We start from the raw sequence: 13,580 nt of genomic DNA, 5'->3' as shown, positions 1-13,580 counted from the left end.
AAGACTTTCGTCAGAGTGTGCTAGCCGAAAGAGGTAAAGCAGGATAGCGGCCAGCCTCTTGCCAGCCCGAGCCAGGAGTGGGCTGGTCAGCTGGTTAACGATTAGGAAACGAATTTTTCCCTCTGTAGGCCACATGGCGCCTCCCATGAAGGGGGGATGCGGCGTAACGCCTCGGGGAACGCTCGGAGCGGGGGTGTTACGGGAACAAACCCGTTACGCGTTACGTAGCATGGGGTCCGAAGTCCCAGATGTAACGGTCAAAAAAGGCCCAACTCGTGAGCAAAAAGTCACGAGTTTGAGGGGGTCGCCCCTTCGGCGGGAGGGTTTCGGGCCGGGTTTCAGCCCAGGATTTCTTCGTGGAAGAGCTTCCAGTCGGTACCCTGGCGTAACCAGTACTGGCGACGGGAACGTCCGCTCTTCTCGCCTTCGAACACTTCGCCGAAGGTAACGACCATGGTGTCGTCGCCGTCCTTCCAGTGAAGGTACGACATGTCCTTGAGCTGGACGCGCTTGCCCTGCGCATATTTCACTTCGTCGTCGACGACTGAAATTCCCTCATTGGATTTCTTGCTGCTGCGCTGGAAATCGGGCAAATAGAATTTCTTCAATTGCGCTTCATTTCCGCTGGCGCGGGCGTCTTTCCAGCCGTTGATAGCACTTGTAATTGACTGGGATTCTTTTTCTGCCTGCGGTTGCGAAATCCATTGCAGGCTGCGTGCGGTCACCACCGGGGTGGCGCCGATTTGCACTTTTCGCAATAGCTGCCTGAGGTCGGGGTTTGCCATGACCACGCAGCCGTCGCTCGCCAGCGGCGCCCGGGCGAACTGCTGCGGCGGCGTGCCGTGCAGCCAGATGCCGCCGCCGGTCTTGCCGCGCCGCACGTCGTACGGGTTGGGGTAGTTGATGGGCAGGGCACCCGCGCCGTAAAAGTCCTTCAGCGACTTCGGATCGAGGCTGCTGGTGATGTAGTACACGCCCAGCGGCGTGCGCGCATCGCCTTCGGTGACCTTGTCGGTGCCGGCCTTGCCGACGGAGATGTAGTAGTCGGCCGTGAGCTTCAGGCCCTTGTCCGAGTTCTCGAACAAGTACAGCCGCGAGCGCGATGCGTCCACGGCGATGGCGTAGCGGCTGCGGGTGGACAGCGCCAGGAACTGCGAGGGCACGGTGTTGGCCGGCGGGCGGTCGCGCAGGGCCTGCAGGCGGCGCTTCGATTCCTCGTGCAGTTCGGCCATGGCCGGGTTGCCGCGCATCTTCGCGATGCTGGCGGTGTCGGGCAGCGAGTTCGACGGCGGCAGCTGCGCCGCGAGCAGGTCGCCGTAGACGAGCTGCGCGAGCTGGAAGTTCGGATAGTCGCGCACCAGGTCGCGCGCCTTGGCCAGCGCGGGGCGGGTCTGGCCGCGGCCGAACATTTCGTAGACCGCGATCAGGCGGGCTTCGGCGTTGCTGGCTTCCTGGATGGCGCCTGCGGGTGCAGGCTTGCGCGTGGTCCTGGCGGCGGTCGCCGAAGTCGCGGCCGCTGCAACAACGGCGGTACCGGCCTTCCTGCTTTTGGCGCTGCGGGCTTCCTTCGCTTCCTTGGCGGAAGAGGGGCGTCCGGCCGCACCGGCACGCGCCGTGGACCGTGCATTGGCAGCCGGGCCCTTCGCCCTGGTTTTTTCCTTGTGGACGCTGCCGCTTGTCTTGGCCGTCTTGCCGGCGGCGTTCGAAGCCAGCGCGGCACCGGGCGCCGCGAACATCAGTGCGGAAACGGCGGCAAGCGCCGCGAGCAGTTGCTGCCCGCTGCGCAGACGAAAAGGGGGATGCTGAAGCCGGCCCTGCCGGACGATGTCTGCCACTAGCCGCCGACGCTTTCCTTGCGAATGTGCCATTGATTGCCCGAGCGCTGCATCTCCAGCGTCTTGCGGCTCGAAACATTGAGGTTGTCCGCGCGGTAGATCTGGCGGAACCTGGCCGTCGCGTTCTGGCCGTCGACCTTGATCGCGAGGTTCTCGATGTTCACGCTGATGCTCGACTTGCCGACGATGCGCGCGCGGCGGTCTTCTTCCCAGTTCTTGCGGCTCTGGCCGCCGGCGGGCGTGAAGTCGGGGCCATATGCCGCAAGGTAGCGGTCCATGTCCTGGCTGGCCCAGGCCGAGGCCCAGGCGCGCACGGCCGATTCGACTTCGGCATTGGCGGTCGCGCTGGCAGCCGGTGCCGGGGCGGGCGCGGGAGCCGGTGCAGCTTCCGGTGCCTTGGGTGCGGCGGCCACCGGTGCGGGAGCGGCCGCGACCTTGGCGGGCGGCGGCGGAGCGACAGGTGCCGGAGCCGGCGCAGGCGCTGCCTTTGCAACCGGGGCCGGCGCGGGCGCGGCGGCAATCAGCGCGGTCGGCTTGGCGCCGGGCGGCGTCGGCGTGAAGAGCGTGCGGATCACCGCCAGCTTGGGCTGCACGGCCGTGTTGTTCTGGTCGAGCTGCAGCGCCTTGCTGTAGGCCTGGCTCGCGAGCCGCGCGTACACGTCGCCGAGGTTCTCCTGGGCGGTGGCGTAGCTGGGGTTGGTGCGGATCGCGCTTTCCAGCGCGGCGCGGGCCTTGTCGAACTGGTTCTGGCTCGCGTAGATCACCGCGAGGTTGTTGTACGGCTCGGGCAGTTCGGGCGCGTCGAGCGTGAGTTGCGTGAAGGCGGCGATGGCTTCGTTGCGCTTGCCGGTGTCGAGCTGGATCACGCCCTTGAGGAAGCGCATCTGCGGATCACGCGGCTTGTCCTTCAGGAAGGCCTCGGCCTTCGCCATGGCCTCGTCGAGCTTGCCGGCCTGCATGAGCTTGTCGACTTCCTCATGCTCGATGGCGGCCAGCGCCGGAAGGGCGGCGCCACAGGTGGCCGCGGCCAGGAGCAGGGCGCGCACGGTGGGGGAGAAGCTGAAACGGGCGCGTGGCCTGGGGCTCTTGGGCATTGCGGACAAGACCTCGTAGGGGTGGGTGATGCGGCAGGGATTGTAAGTGGGGCGGGTAACCCCCCGATACAGGGATGACGGGGCTTTCGCGGCCTTTAGGCTTGCCCGCAACGCCGCCCGAAGCCCCCGCGCCGGGCGGCCCCGCAGTACAGTGCCGCCGTGGACCGCCTCCAAAGCATTGAAACTTTCGTTCGTGTCGCGCAGACCCAGAGCTTCGCCGAAGCCGCAAGGCAGCTGCGGGTGGCCAATTCGGTCGTCACCACGCGGGTCAAGCAACTCGAGGAGTTCCTCGGCGCGCCGCTCTTCCATCGCAGCACGCGCGTGGTGCGGCTCAGCGACATGGGCCAGGCCTTCCTGCGCGACTGCACCGAGCTGGTGGCCCGCGCCGACAGCATCGTCGACCAGATGCGCGATGCGCGCGGTACGCCCTCTGGCACGCTGCGCGTGCATGCGCTGACCGGCATGGTGCTGGGACGCTTCGCCTCGCTGCTGCGCGAGTTCCAGTCGACCTACCCCGACATCCACCTGGAACTGATCGTGAGCGACGCGGTGGCCGACCCGGTGAAGGCGGGCGTCGACTGCGCGCTGCAGATCTTTCCCGCGGCCTCGCAGGAGTTGGTGGCCAGGCCGCTCTTCCCTGTGCGGCGGGTGCTGTGCGCCACGCCGGCGTACCTGAAGGCACACGGCACGCCGGCCACGCCGCGCGAACTGCACCGGCACAAGCTGGGCCTCTATTCGGGCTACCCCACGCGCGACCGCTGGACCTTCCACCACGGCGGCGAGCAGACCACCATCTACCTCGCCGCGGCGCTTCTGACCAACAGCGTGCACCTGCTGCGCGAATATGCGCTGGAGCATGCGGGCATCGTCTGCCTGCCCACGCTGGTGGCGGGTGACGCCATCGCGCGCGGCGAACTCAGCGTGGTGCTGGCCGAGCACCAGCTGTCGTCGTTCTCGCTGAGCGCGGTGTATGCCGGCACCTCGCGCAATGCGCTGAAGCTGCGCCTTTTCATCGAGCACATCGCCACCCGGTTCACGCGCGTTCCTCCGTGGGATGCGACGTTGATCGAGCGTGGCCTCATCCCGTCGGAGCTCATCGAGTTCAGCCGCACCAGCGGATGACCTAGGTACTCCCCCAGGCTTCGCGCACTTCGTGTCGCTGCGCCAACCCCCTCGCCGGGGGCGACGCCAGCGGCCCGGCGAAGCCGGTTCCGCGGCGTCTCGCGAACAAGTCCTATGACTCGCTCTTGGTGAGCAGGCCGAACCGGGGTAAACCCCAGCGATTATTCGGAAGCTCCGAATAATCCTCTTCCAAACTGGTCCCTACCGGTGCCGCCGCATGGCTCCTAGAGTTCGCTCACCCAAGGAGACAAGCCATGACAGCCGCCAAATCCACCGCCACCTACAAGACCCGCTTCGGATCCCTCAAGCACTTCGAGAAGGGCCACGTCGAACCCATCGACGACGACGTGCGTCACTACGCCTTTTCCAACTGCTTCGAGATCGCGAGCCTCAGCAAGCCGTACGAGAAGGTCGTGTTCGGCCAGAACCAGATCTACGTGCTGGAGACGCTGCGCGCCGAAGGCGCCTCGCCCTGGTACACCTGCGCGCACGACGAGTTCGCGCTGGTGATGGACGGCGACGTCGAGGTGCACCTGGTGCAACTCGACGAGAGCCAGGCGGTGGCCGACAAGGACAAGAACGGCGCCGTGCTAGTGAAGGGCGAGCCCAGGGGAAAGAAGATGGGCTGGATGAAGCTCTCGCGCGGCCACCAGGGGCTGCTGCCGAAGAACACCGCCTACCAGTTCCGCAATGCCGGCGAGCCGGGCGTGATCGTGCTGCAGAGCTGCAAGGGCGATCTCTCCGTGGAGAAGTGGGCCGACATCTGCCAAGCACATTGACTCGCCCCCAGGCTTCGCGCACTTCGTGTCGCTACGCCAACCCCCTACCGGGGGCAACACCTGCGGCCCGGCAAAGCCGGTTCCGCGGTGTTCCACGAAGGATGCAGGCCACCTGTTCAGACCAGACAAGGAAAACACCATGAACGCACCCGCAGAACTCGCCAAGGTGATCGCGTCGCAGCCCGACGCCACGCTCGGCTACAAGGACTTCTCTCTCGGCAGCTTCAGCTTCCGCCGCGACGAGTATTTCGTGCACATCGGCTGGAAGACCCGCGACGGCCGCCCCATGAGCCACACCATGGACGCCGGCAGCTACCTGCGCGCGCTGATGCGCGACGTGGCCTGGGGCTTCTTCTACGGCTGGGTCAACTTCGACGACGTGTTCGGCACCGTCAACCACTACGAGTCGGTCGACCTGTACGCCGGCAGCTTCAACGGCACCATGAAGGAAGCGGGCATCGACCTGCTGGAGAACTTCCCGACCGCGCAGATCCGCGCCACCTTCGAGGCCATGCTCGACGACTGGACCAACGAGAGCTTCGACCCCTTCGCCGCGCCGCAGGAAACCGGCTCGCCCTACGGCCGCAAGAACGGCAACAACACCGCCAAGATCACCAGGGCGCGCGAGCTGGCCAAGCGCTGCGTGGGCCTGAAGGGCGACCTCGACCTGCGCAGCGACGAGCGCGGCGCGCCGGTCAACCGCGCTTTTGCCGACGTGCCGCAGGGCCAGCCCGAGCTGCACCCCGAGCCCGGCTTCGAGAACGAGGTGCACGCCTTCAATCTCTTCGGCTTCCTGAGCCGCTCGCAGGTCACCTGGAACCCGAGCTTCACCTCGGTGGTGAAGCACAGCTACATGTGCCCGACCACCGAGGAACACATCCTGCCGATCATCCACGGCAACGACCGCGTCGAGTGGTTCTTCCAGATGACCGACGAGATCCACTGGGACTGCGGCGACAAGAACACCGGCAGGCCCATGGCCCGCGTGATCATGAAGGCCGGCGACATGGCCGCCATGCCCGCCTACTGCCGCCACCAGGGCTTCAGTCCCAAGCGCTCGATGCTGCTGGTGTGGGAGAACGGCTCGCCCAGCCTGGTCTACGAGATCCAGAAGGGCGAGTCGCCGGAGATTCCGGTCCAGTTCTGAATGGCCCCCTCTCCCGCGAGCGGGAGAGGGCTGGGGTGAGGGTCGCCGCTGCGCCCTGAACGCCCCCTCACCCCGACCCTCTCCCCAAGGGGAGAGGGAGGAATGCAAAGACATGAAGCCCAATGACATCGCCGCTTCGGCAGGCCTGCGCACGCCCATCCGCCGCCAGCTCTTCATCGACGGCCGCTTCGTCGACGCCGAGTCCGGCGAGACCCTCGCCACGCTGAACCCGCACGACAACACGCCCATCGTCGACGTCGCGCTCGCCGGCAAGGCCGACGTCGACAAGGCCGTGGCCGCGGCGAAGCGTGCCTTTCCGAAGTGGAGCCGCATGGCCGCCGCCGATCGCGGCCGCATCCTGCTGAAGCTGGCCGACCTCATCGAGGCCAATGCCGAGGAACTCGCGCGCCTCGAATCGCTGGACACCGGCCACCCGATCCGCGATTCGCGCCGCCTCGACGTGCCGCGCACCGCCGCGTGCTTCCGCTACTTCGGCGGCATGGCCGACAAGTTCCAGGGCGAGACCATCCCGGTGGAAGAGGGTTTCCTCAACTACACGCTGCGCGAGCCCGTCGGCATCGTCGGCCAGGTGGTGCCGTGGAACTTCCCGCTGATGTTCACCAGCTGGAAGATGGCGCCCGCGCTCGCGGCCGGCAACTGCATCGTGATGAAGCCGGCGGAGATCACGCCGCTGAGTTCGCTGCGCATCGCCGAGCTGATGGCCGAGGCCGGCCTGCCGCCCGGCGTGGTCAACATGCTGCCGGGGCTCGGCAGCGTGGCGGGCCAGTACATCGCCGAGCATCCGGAGATCGCGAAGATCGCCTTCACGGGCAGCACAGCCACCGGCCGGCGCATCGTGCAGGCCAGCGCCGGCAATCTGAAGAAGGTGCAGTTGGAGCTCGGCGGCAAGGGGCCGAACATCGTCTTCGAGGACGCGAACCTGCAGGCGGCCGTCAACGGCAGCGCATGGGCCATCTTCCACAACCAGGGGCAGGCCTGCATCGCGGGCTCGCGGCTGATGCTGCACGAGAAGATCGCCGACGAATTCCTCGCGCAGTTCATTCCGCTCGCCAAGTCGATCCGCCTGGGCAACCCGCTGGACGACGCGACGGAGATGGGGCCGCTCACCAGCGCGCAGCACCGCGAGCGCGTGCTGAGCTATGTCGACGTGGCGCTGGGCGAAGGCGGTGAGTTGCTGGCGGGCGGCAGGTCGCCCGGAGGCGACCTGGCCAAAGGCTGCTACGTGGAACCCACCGTGATGCGAGCGAAGTCGTACAAGGACCGCGTTGCGCAGGAAGAAGTCTTCGGCCCGTTCGTCACCGTGCTCACTTTCAAGTCGGACGAGGAGGCGATGCAGATCGCCAACGGCACCGACTATGGCCTGGGCAGCGGCCTGTGGACCCGCGACCTGCAGCGCGCCCACAAGGTCGCGCGCGACCTGCACGCCGGCATGGTCTGGATCAACAGCTACAAGCGCGTGAACCCCGGCTCGCCCTTCGGCGGCGTCGGCCAGAGCGGCTACGGCCGCGAGATGGGCTTCGACGCGATGCGCGAGTACACGCAGGTCAAGAGCGTGTGGGTGAACGTCGACGCGCAGATTCCGCCGCACTTCGCGCGCTGACCCCCTGAAGCGGCGGCAAGAAGAAAACGACAGAAGAAACGGAGACAACCATGGCATTCAACCGCAGACAGTTCACGCAGGCCTCGGCCGCGCTGGTGGCATCGGGCGCGGCACCGCTGGTGTTCGCGGCCGACACGCTGAAGATCGGCTACGTGTCGCCGCAGACCGGCCCGCTCGCGCCCTTCGGCGAGGCCGACAAGTGGGTCATCGACCAGATGAAGGCGGCGTTCAAGGACGGCATCAGCGTCGGCGGAAAGAAGTACGCGGTGCAGATCGTGCTGAAGGACAGCCAGTCGAACCCCAACCGCGCGGGCGAGGTGGCGAACGACCTGATCTTGAAGGACAAGGTCGCGCTGGTGCTCACGGCCGGCACGCCGGAGACCGCCAATCCGGTGAGCGACGCCTGCGAACTCAACGAGGTGCCCTGCATCTCCAGCGTGGTGCCGTGGCAGCCGTGGTTCTTCGGCCGCAAGGGCGACCCGGCGAAAGGCTTCAACTGGACGTATCACATGTTCTGGGGCCTGGAGGACGTCATCGCCAATTTCACCAACGGCTGGAAGACGCTCGCCACCAACAAGAAGGTGGGTGGCCTGTTCCCGAACGACGGCGACGGCAACGCCTGGGGCGACAAGGAGCTGGGCTTTCCCAAGCCGCTCTCGCAGATGGGTTTCACGCTCACCGACCCGGGCCGCTTCCAGAACGGCACGCAGGACTTCAGCGCGCAGATCGCGGCCTTCAAGAAGGAGGGCGTGGAGATCGTCACGGGCGTGGTGATCCCGCCCGACGCCAAGACCTTCCTCACGCAGGCGCGGCAGCAGGGCTTCAAGCCCAAGGTCATCACGCTGGGCAAGGCGCTGCTGTTCCCCGGCGCGATCGAGGCGCTGGGCGACCTGGGCGACGGCCTCTCGACCGAGGTGTGGTGGAGCCCTTCGCACCCGTTCACCTCGAGCCTCACGCAGCAGAGCGCGAAAGCGCTGGCCGAGGCCTACGAGGCCGGCACGAAGAAGCAGTGGACCCAGCCCATCGGCTTCGCGCACGCGCTCTTCGAAGTCGCGGCGAATGCGCTGGGCCGTGCGAAGTCGCTGAAGGCTTCGGACGTGCGCGACGCGGTGGCATCGACCGCGATCAACTCGGTGGTCGGGCCGGTGAAGTGGGGCGGGCAGGGGCCGTTCAAGAATGTCAGCAAGACGCCGCTGGTGCTCGGCCAGTGGGGCAAGGGCAGCAAGTACAAGGTGGAGCTGACCATCGTGAGCAACGAGGCGGCGACCAGCATTCCCACCGCCGGCAGGCTGCGGCCGCTGTGAACCCGGGAACGCCATGACGCTGCTGGCACTGCATGCCGTGAGCAAGTCCTACGGCGCGCTCAAGGTCACCGACGACATCACGCTCGCGGTGGCCGAGGGCGAGACGCTGGGCATCCTCGGGCCGAACGGCGCGGGCAAGACCACGCTGTTCAACCTGATCTCGGGCGACGTGCGCGTGGACGCCGGGCGCGTGGAATACGCCGGCCGCGACGTGACGCGGCTGAAGCCGCACCAGCGCTGCCATGCCGGCATCGGCCGCAGCTACCAGGTGCCGCAGCCCTTCGGCAACATGAGCGTGTTCGAGAACCTCGTGACCGCCGCCTGCTTCGGCGGGCAGCAGACCGAGCGCGAGGCCTGGGGCACTGCGCACGAGGTGCTGGAACAGACGGGCCTGATGGCGCATGCGAACAAGCCGGCGGGCGGCCTGACCCTGCTCGACCGCAAGCGGCTGGAGCTGGCGCGCGCGCTGGCGACGCGGCCCAAGCTGCTGCTGCTCGACGAGATCGCGGGCGGCCTCACGGAGCCCGAGGCCGCGGTGCTGGTCGGCGAGCTCAAGCGCATCAAGGCGCGCGGCGTGACGATGATCTGGATCGAGCATGTCGTGCATGCGCTGCTGTCGCTGGCGGACCGGTTGTTCGTCATCAACTTCGGGCAGAAGCTGGCGGAGGGGGCGCCGCGAGCGGTGATGGGCGATCCGGAGGTGAGGCGGGTTTACATGGGGATGGAAGCATGAGCGCAATCGCCTGTCTTCGGACTTGTTCCCTCTCCCGCTTGCGGGAGAGGGTTAGGGTGAGGGGGACGGCGTTCGAGTCGCCGCGCGCCTGGTTGTCGCCGCAGGCCCTCACCCCAACCCTCTCCCGCGAGCGGGAGAGGGAGAGGGAGAGGGAGAGGGAGAGGGAGCAAACACCTCGGGAGCAAAGACCATGACAGCTCTGCTCTCCACCCACGCCCTCAAGGCCTTCTACGGCGACGCGCAGGCCCTCTTCGGCATCGATTTTTCGCTGGCACGCGGCGAGCTGGTGGCCATCATCGGCGCCAACGGCGCGGGCAAGTCGACCTTCCTCAAGAGCCTCGCGGGCCTGGTGCGCTCGCCGCGCGACGCGATCCGCTTCAAGGGCGAGCCCATCGGCGGCCTGCCGCCGGGCGACATCGTGCGCCGCGGGCTCGCCATGGTTCCCGAGGGCCGCAGGCTCTTTCCGAGCCTCAGCGTCGAGGAGAACCTGCTGATGGGTGCCACGCCATCGCGCAAGGGGCCGTGGAACCTGCAGCGGCTGTACGCGCTCTTTCCCATCCTCGCCGAGAAGCGCAACCAGCCGGGCACTTCGCTTTCGGGCGGGCAGCAGCAGATGGTCGCGCTCGGCCGCGCGCTGATGAGCAACCCCGAGGTGCTGCTGTGCGACGAACTCTCGCTGGGCCTCGCGCCCATCGTCATCCGCGAGATCTATGCGGCGATGCCGGCCATCACCGCGGAAGGCATGACCGTCGTCATCGTCGAGCAGGACGTGACCATGGCGCGGCAGGTCTCGCAGCGCGTCTACTGCTTCCAGGAAGGCCGCGTATCGCTCGAAGGCCGTTCCGCCGACCTCACGCGCGAGCAGATCTCGCAGGCCTACTTCGGCATCGCGGAGGCGGCCCATGCTTGAGACCCTCGTCCAGGGCGCGCTGCTCGGCGGCCTCTACACGCTCTTCGCGCTGGGGCAGTCGCTGATGTTCGGCGTGATGCGGCTCACCAACACGGCGCAGGGCGACTTCATCATCCTCGGCGCGTTCGCGGTGATCGCGGGCATGTCGCTGACGGGCGGCGAGGCGCCATGGCTGGTCGCGCTCGCGGTGCTGCCGGTTGCCTTCGGCTTCGGCTACCTGCTGCAGCGCTACGTGCTCAACGGCACGCTCGGAAAAGATCCGCTTCCCTCGCTGGTCGTCACCTTCGGCCTGTCGATCGTGATCCAGAACCTGCTGCTGGAGCTGTTCTCGGCCGACCCGCGCGCGATCGAGACCGGCGGCCTCAGCACGCAGGGCGTCGCGCTGGGCGAGGCGATGTCGGTGGGCGTGCTGCCGCTCGTCGTGCTGGCCGTGGCGCTGACCGCGACGGGCGCGCTGCAATGGCTCTTCGCGCGCACGGCGCTGGGGCGGTCGTTCCGCGCGGTGTCGGACGACCGCGAGATCGCGGAGCTCATGGGGCTGAACGCGAAGAAGGTCTACGCGCTCGCGACCGCCATCGCCTTCGTGCTCATCGCCATCGCCGGAGTACTGCAGGGCATGCGCACGACGGTGTCGCCTTCGGACGGGCCGCTGCTGCTGCTCTTCGCCTTCGAGGCGGTGATCATCGGCGGCATGGGCTCCTTCTGGGGCACGCTGGCGGGCGCGATGATCCTGGGCATCACGCAGCAGATCGGCTTCAGGCTCGACCCGGGCTGGGGCATCTGGTTCGGGCACATCGTGTTCCTCGTCGTGCTGGTGCTGCGGCCGCAGGGACTCTTTCCAAGGACGCGCGGATGACGAACATGCCTCCTCCCATCGTCGCGGTCGAACGTGCGACGGCCGCGAGCCGCGCGGCGCTGATCGCCGGCATCGCCATCGTTCTCGTCGCGGCGAGCCTGCCGTTCTGGGGCGAGTCGAGCTGGATGCGCGAGTTCGTCGAGATCGCCTGCTACTTCATCTTCGCGATGATGTGGAACCTGCTCGCCGGCTACGGCGGCATGGTGAGCATCGGGCAGCAGGCCTTCTTCGGCTTCGGCGGCTACGTGATGCTGATGCTGGGCAATTTCGCGGGCGTGAATCCCTTCGTGGCGATCCCGCTGGGGGCGCTGGCGGCGGGGTTGGTGGCGGTGCCGGTGTCCTTCGTCGCGTTCCGGCTCTCGGGCGGCTACTTCGCCATCGGCACCTGGGTCATCGCGGAGGTGTTCAGGCTGAGCTTCGCCAACGCGTCGGCGGTGGGCGGCGGCTCGGGCACCACGCTGACCGCGCTGCGCGGCATCGACAAGGCGATGCGCGAGAGCACGACCTACTGGATGGCGCTGGCCTGCGTGGTCGCGGCGGTTGCGCTGGTGTACCTGTTCCTGCGCAGCAAGCGCGGGCTGGCGCTGCTGGCGATACGCGACAACGAAGTGGCCGCGGAGTCGCAGGGCATACCTGTGGCGCGCATGAAGCTCGCGGTGTACGTGGTCGCGGCCTTCGGCGCGGGGCTCGCGGGCGCGCTGTACTTCGTGGGCAACCTGCGCATCAGCCCTGATGCGGCATTCAGCGTCAACTGGACGGCCTTCGCCATCTTCATGGTGGTGATCGGCGGCATCGGGCGCATCGAGGGGCCGCTGGTGGGGGCGCTCATCTTCTGGGCGCTGAACAAGTTCCTGAGCGACTACGGCACCTGGTACCTGCTGGGGCTCGGGCTGCTCGCGATCCTCGTCACGCTGTTCTTCAAGCAGGGGCTGTGGGGATATGCGCAGCAGCGCTGGGGCTGGTCGCTGTTCCCCACGCAGCGAAAACTGCTTGGCACATCGGCGGTGCGCTAGTACTTTCCTGCGCGAGAGACCCTGACGGGAAGGCACTTCGGACTTGCGAAAAACATCGTCGTCCTGTAACGTTGTGTAAACACAATGTAAGCACGTTCCCGTTCTTCTCACTCTCCTGGAGTCATCTTGACGATCACCAAACGCCGCCTGCTCGAAGGCGGCGCGGCAGCCATTGCCGCTTCGCTGCTTGCGAAGACTTCGTGGGCTCAGCAGCAACGCAACAACAGCGCCGGCGAGGCTTCCTGGCCGACCAAGCCCCTTCACATCCTCGTGGGTTTTCCCGCTGGCGCATCGCCCGACCTCGCGGCGCGCGCCATCGCGGAGCCGCTGTCGAAGATCCTGCGCCAGCCGGTGATCGTCGAGAACAAGCCCGGCGCCAGCGGCAACACCGTGGCCGACCAGGTGGCGAAGGCCACCGACGATCACACCGTCGGAGCGCTCATCAACGGCAACCTGACCATCGCGAAGCTGCTCAACCCCGCGCTGACCTTCGACCCCGAGAAAGACTTCGCGCCGGTCGGCCTGATCGGCACCGCGCCGCTGGTGCTGGCGGTGTCGGGCAGCGCCACGGGCAAGACATCGGCCGAGCAACTGCTGTGGGTGCGCAACCTAGGCAGCGGCGGCAAGTACGGCACGCCGGGCGTAGGCACGGTGGGCCACCTGGGCATGGAGCTCATCAAGAGCCGCGCGGCCATCACCGCGCAGCACAAGCCCTACACCGGCAATCCGCAGGTCATCGCGGGGCTGCTGGCCAACGAGATCCAGCTGGCGCTGCTGCCGCCGGGCCTCGCGCTGCCGCACATCAAATCGGGAAAGATCAAGGCCATCGGCGTGACCTCGCCCGAGCGCAGTCCGCTGGCGGGCGAGCTGCCCACCATCCGCGACGCCGACGTGCGCGGCGCCGACCTGGAAATCTGGACCGCGCTGGCCGCGCCCGCGAGCATGAAGCCCGCGGCCGTCGCCAAGCTCAACGCAGCGCTGGTCGAAGTCATCAGCTCGCCCGACGTGAGCCAGGCGCTGCTGAAGACCGGCTGGCAGGCCCAGCCCGGTTCGCCCGACACGCTGGCCAAGCGCATGCGCGCCGACACCACGCGCCTGGGCGGCGTGATCATCATGAAGGGCATCCACTCGGAGGGATGAGGCCTTGAGCGACGCTCCAGCCTTCG

The 13,580-nt window shown here is 67.4% G+C and carries 12 protein-coding genes; 10 read left to right on the top strand and 2 right to left on the bottom strand.

The genetic code is table 11. From position 1 onward, the window contains the following. Window positions 1-338: 338 nt before the first annotated feature. Both ABL843_RS26390 and ABL843_RS26385 read right to left on the bottom strand, forming a co-directional pair. Window positions 339-1,868: a L,D-transpeptidase family protein gene (locus ABL843_RS26390; RefSeq protein ID WP_184640766.1), complete on the bottom strand. Its 1,530-nt coding sequence runs from the start codon at window positions 1,866-1,868 to the stop codon at window positions 339-341. Then, the gene (locus tag ABL843_RS26385; protein WP_418117869.1) at window positions 1,835-2,929 is read right to left on the bottom strand and encodes a tetratricopeptide repeat protein; all 1,095 of its coding nucleotides are present in this window, start codon (window positions 2,927-2,929) and stop codon (window positions 1,835-1,837) included. Before ABL843_RS26385 ends, ABL843_RS26390 begins: the two co-directional genes overlap by 34 nt. A gap of 159 nt (window positions 2,930-3,088) precedes the next feature. On the opposite strand from ABL843_RS26385, the gene ABL843_RS26380 reads away from it, so the two are divergent. From ABL843_RS26380 to ABL843_RS26335, 10 genes are all read left to right on the top strand, one after another. Further along, window positions 3,089-4,051: a LysR family transcriptional regulator gene (locus ABL843_RS26380; protein WP_126023550.1), complete on the top strand. Its 963-nt coding sequence runs from the start codon at window positions 3,089-3,091 to the stop codon at window positions 4,049-4,051. A gap of 254 nt (window positions 4,052-4,305) precedes the next feature. Further along, complete coding sequence (locus ABL843_RS26375; protein ID WP_126023549.1) at window positions 4,306-4,830, top strand: hydroxyquinol 1,2-dioxygenase; 525 nt, start codon at window positions 4,306-4,308, stop codon at window positions 4,828-4,830. Window positions 4,831-4,969: 139 nt separating this feature from the next. Next, a complete protein-coding gene (locus ABL843_RS26370) occupies window positions 4,970-5,977 on the top strand; it encodes a hydroxyquinol 1,2-dioxygenase (protein ID WP_126023548.1) in 1,008 nt (335 codons plus the stop codon). Window positions 5,978-6,134: 157 nt separating this feature from the next. Continuing rightward, complete coding sequence (locus tag ABL843_RS26365) at window positions 6,135-7,598, top strand: aldehyde dehydrogenase family protein (RefSeq protein WP_126023805.1); 1,464 nt, start codon at window positions 6,135-6,137, stop codon at window positions 7,596-7,598. A gap of 50 nt (window positions 7,599-7,648) precedes the next feature. Continuing rightward, a complete protein-coding gene (locus tag ABL843_RS26360) occupies window positions 7,649-8,902 on the top strand; it encodes an ABC transporter substrate-binding protein (RefSeq protein WP_418117867.1) in 1,254 nt (417 codons plus the stop codon). 13 nt (window positions 8,903-8,915) lie between these two features. Next, window positions 8,916-9,635 carry an ABC transporter ATP-binding protein gene (locus tag ABL843_RS26355; RefSeq protein ID WP_126023546.1) on the top strand — a complete coding sequence of 240 codons (720 nt, stop codon included), beginning with the start codon at window positions 8,916-8,918 and terminating at the stop codon, window positions 9,633-9,635. 190 nt (window positions 9,636-9,825) lie between these two features. Then, window positions 9,826-10,545, top strand: coding sequence for an ABC transporter ATP-binding protein (locus tag ABL843_RS26350; protein ID WP_418117866.1), 720 nt, complete (start codon window positions 9,826-9,828; stop codon window positions 10,543-10,545). Further along, window positions 10,538-11,401, top strand: a complete 864-nt coding sequence (locus ABL843_RS26345) for a branched-chain amino acid ABC transporter permease (protein WP_418117865.1) — start codon at window positions 10,538-10,540, stop codon at window positions 11,399-11,401. The genes ABL843_RS26350 and ABL843_RS26345 overlap by 8 nt, the downstream gene beginning before the upstream one ends. Further along, window positions 11,398-12,414, top strand: a complete 1,017-nt coding sequence (locus ABL843_RS26340; RefSeq protein WP_418117864.1) for a branched-chain amino acid ABC transporter permease — start codon at window positions 11,398-11,400, stop codon at window positions 12,412-12,414. The genes ABL843_RS26345 and ABL843_RS26340 overlap by 4 nt, the downstream gene beginning before the upstream one ends. 126 nt (window positions 12,415-12,540) lie before the next feature. Further along, entirely contained in the window at window positions 12,541-13,554 is a 1,014-nt protein-coding gene (locus ABL843_RS26335) for a Bug family tripartite tricarboxylate transporter substrate binding protein (protein WP_126025630.1), read from the top strand. Window positions 13,555-13,580: the final 26 nt, after the last annotated feature.

It is taken from the genome of Variovorax sp. 350MFTsu5.1, from assembly GCF_048302515.1.
In the GTDB taxonomy this organism is placed as follows: Bacteria; Pseudomonadota; Gammaproteobacteria; order Burkholderiales; family Burkholderiaceae_C; genus Variovorax; species Variovorax guangxiensis.
Note: the sequence above shows the minus strand (reverse complement) of the source record. Positions and strands in the feature narration are given on the sequence as shown.

Excerpts from the sequence above, each read along its gene's own strand:
- ABL843_RS26390 (WP_184640766.1), bottom strand. The coding sequence starts at position 1,868 with ATGGCACATTCGCAAGGAAAGCGTCGGCGGCTAGTGGCAGACATCGTC.
- ABL843_RS26385 (WP_418117869.1), bottom strand. The coding sequence starts at position 2,929 with ATGCCCAAGAGCCCCAGGCCACGCGCCCGTTTCAGCTTCTCCCCCACC.
- ABL843_RS26375 (WP_126023549.1), top strand. The coding sequence starts at position 4,306 with ATGACAGCCGCCAAATCCACCGCCACCTACAAGACCCGCTTCGGATCC.
- ABL843_RS26370 (WP_126023548.1), top strand. The coding sequence starts at position 4,970 with ATGAACGCACCCGCAGAACTCGCCAAGGTGATCGCGTCGCAGCCCGAC.
- ABL843_RS26360 (WP_418117867.1), top strand. The coding sequence starts at position 7,649 with ATGGCATTCAACCGCAGACAGTTCACGCAGGCCTCGGCCGCGCTGGTG.
- ABL843_RS26355 (WP_126023546.1), top strand. The coding sequence starts at position 8,916 with ATGACGCTGCTGGCACTGCATGCCGTGAGCAAGTCCTACGGCGCGCTC.
- ABL843_RS26350 (WP_418117866.1), top strand. The coding sequence starts at position 9,826 with ATGACAGCTCTGCTCTCCACCCACGCCCTCAAGGCCTTCTACGGCGAC.
- ABL843_RS26345 (WP_418117865.1), top strand. The coding sequence starts at position 10,538 with ATGCTTGAGACCCTCGTCCAGGGCGCGCTGCTCGGCGGCCTCTACACG.
- ABL843_RS26340 (WP_418117864.1), top strand. The coding sequence starts at position 11,398 with ATGACGAACATGCCTCCTCCCATCGTCGCGGTCGAACGTGCGACGGCC.